Annotated in this window: 1 protein-coding gene; it reads right to left on the bottom strand. The window is 66.1% G+C overall.

Going from position 1 to position 236, the window contains the following annotated elements:
- On the bottom strand, positions 1–236 hold a 236-nt coding region (locus SB765_RS33710), incomplete at both ends, for a DEAD/DEAH box helicase (protein WP_410933047.1).

Raw genomic sequence — 236 nt, 5'->3', positions numbered from 1 at the left:
CCACGCTTGTTACCCAGCAGTTCGTGCCATTCATCCACCACTACGAGCCGCAGGGTGGCGAAATCTTCGCGGGCCTGTGCGCGCGTCAGCAGTAGCGTCAGGCTCTCGGGTGTGGTGACCAGCACACTTGGCAGGCGCCGAGCTTGTCGGGCTCGTTCTGCGCTGCCTGTGTCACCGCTGCGTACCCCAACGCTCCACGGCAGCGCCAGTTCATCCACGGGCACCTGCAGGGCGCG

This window comes from Pseudomonas sp. SIMBA_067 (genome assembly GCF_046534675.1).
Lineage (GTDB): Bacteria > Pseudomonadota > Gammaproteobacteria > Pseudomonadales > Pseudomonadaceae > Aquipseudomonas > Aquipseudomonas putida.
This window is presented reverse-complemented; position numbering and strand designations above follow the sequence as displayed.